Origin of the sequence: Pseudoselenomonas ruminis (assembly GCF_008271295.1) — a bacterium.
GTDB classification, from domain to species: Bacteria; Bacillota; Negativicutes; order Selenomonadales; family Selenomonadaceae; genus Selenomonas_A; species Selenomonas_A ruminis.
This window is the reverse complement of record NZ_VTOY01000032.1, coordinates 1-1,906: the sequence shown is the minus strand read 5'-3', so window position 1 is coordinate 1,906 and position 1,906 is coordinate 1. Positions and strand designations below refer to the sequence as shown.

Here is a 1,906-nt window from a genome sequence, read left to right as displayed (position 1 = left end):
CTGCCTCATCGGGGGATTACGTTTTTTCTGTTCAGTTAAAATTTAAACTGCTGCAGCGAGTTCTGCAAGCCTTGCGCCAGATTAGCCAGGGACGTGCTGGCATCTGCGATTTCCGTAGCCGATGCCGACTGCTCTTCCGAAGCTGCCGATACGCTCTCCATCTCGGAAGCGACCATACCGCCCTTACGCGAAATGCCGTCGGATTTCTCTTTGACAACTACCGTCTCAGCCGAAACAGCCTGAATCTCGTTCGACATGACTTTGGCCTGTTCCGCCATGCTGAGTGCAGCCTCACGGATACGTGCAAAGTTTTCACGGAGTTCCTCGACGGACTGGGTGCCTTCCTTAACGGCCTGGCTGCCCTCCTGCATCGAACGAACTGCCTCAGCTGTATCGCCCTGAATGCCATTGATAAGGCTCGTGATGCGCTGTGCAGCTTCCTGCGACTCCTCAGCGAGCTTTCTTACCTCATCGGCAACGACGGCGAAGCCGCGGCCATGTTCACCGGCGCGGGCTGCCTCGATAGCCGCATTGAGTGCCAGCAGGTTCGTCTGCTCAGCAATCGCCGAAATTGCCTCGACGATCTGGCCGATTTCCTGCGAGCTCTGTCCGAGTTTATCAACCGTAGCCGCCGAAGAATTTACGATACGAGCTACGCTTTCAATCTGTTCTACAGCTACTTTGACGGACTCATTGCCACTGGTTGCAGCATCGTTCGTAACTGTTGCATGATCCGAAACCCGCTGGGCTGTCTGATTCAAACGATTGATTGCCTCAGCCGTATTGTCAATGGCCGCAATAGTATCGCCAACATCCTGCTGCTGCTCTGCTACCGTGCCAGCGGCATTGGTAACCGATTGTGCGACCTGTTCCGAAGCCTGAGCCGACTGATGGGAGCTTGCCGTAAGCTCTTCGGAAGATGCAGCGAGCTGCTCGGCCGTCGTGCTGACATTCCGCATGAGTTTGTTGAGATTCATGCGCACCGAAGCCACTTTATCCGCCATATGGCCGAACTCGTCGCCACGCATGATCGTGCGCGCATGATCGCTGAAATCGCCCCCCTCGAGACGGTTCAGGGACATCATCATCTTCTCGAGCGGATTCGTGATTTCCTTCGTGATCCAAAGTGCGCAGGCAATCAGGATAATCAGCGTGACCAGCAGCTGGATGACCGTATTGCGGGCAGCCGCAGCCGAGTCAATATCATTCTGCGTATTGAGCTCCTCGGCATGCTTGCTGTTGAGCTCTGACAGTTCATTCAGTTCCTTTCCTAATGCTGCTGCCAGCGGCGAACCAGTTTTCTCGTAATGAGCCAGCGCTTCTTCGTTCTTGCCCTCCATGCTTAAAGCCACCGCTTCGCCAAGGTTCGTCTTCAAAGCGGCCCAATCCTTCTTGACCTTGTCCATGATCGGGTCTTCGCCAGCAATTTTATGCGGGATTGCATCATAGGCAGCAATACTGTCATCTACCGTTTTGACGCCGGCCTCATACTTGCCCTTGAGGTCCTGCAGCCGCTGCGGATTGTTTTTGACCGTCGTTGCAATAACCGCCATGCCTTGGGCATAACGGGTACCATAGCCGGCCTTGCCGACCGCATCGATACCTTTGAGCGTTCCTTCATGCATCACGTCCAGATCCCGCTGTGCCTTGGTGACAGCCGAGTAGCCATTCCAGCCGATAAAGCTCATGCCGATGACGGCAACTACCGCTAAGATCAGCATCTTGTAAGCCACCTTTAAGTTATTCATCCATCCCATGTTTAAACACTCCTTTTCCTAAAAGGTCATTTGCTTCCCGTAGTATACAACCTTTATTTTTTCTCTCACATCTTGGGATTATTTTTATAATTCAACAAATTTCACCATTTTCCTGCTATATGATAGAAAAAAGCCCAGACTTTACGTCT

At 52.8% G+C, this 1,906-nt stretch carries 1 protein-coding gene; it reads right to left on the bottom strand.

Annotated features, from left to right (window positions below):
- Positions 1 to 35 precede the first annotated feature (35 nt).
- Positions 36 to 1,757 carry a methyl-accepting chemotaxis protein gene (locus FZ040_RS13780; RefSeq protein ID WP_149172535.1) on the bottom strand — a complete coding sequence of 574 codons (1,722 nt, stop codon included), beginning with the start codon at positions 1,755 to 1,757 and terminating at the stop codon, positions 36 to 38.
- Positions 1,758 to 1,906 lie beyond the last annotated feature (149 nt).

Bases quoted from the DNA above. Each gene is read 5' to 3' on its own strand.
- FZ040_RS13780 (WP_149172535.1), bottom strand. From the start codon at position 1,757: ATGGGATGGATGAATAACTTAAAGGTGGCTTACAAGATGCTGATCTTA.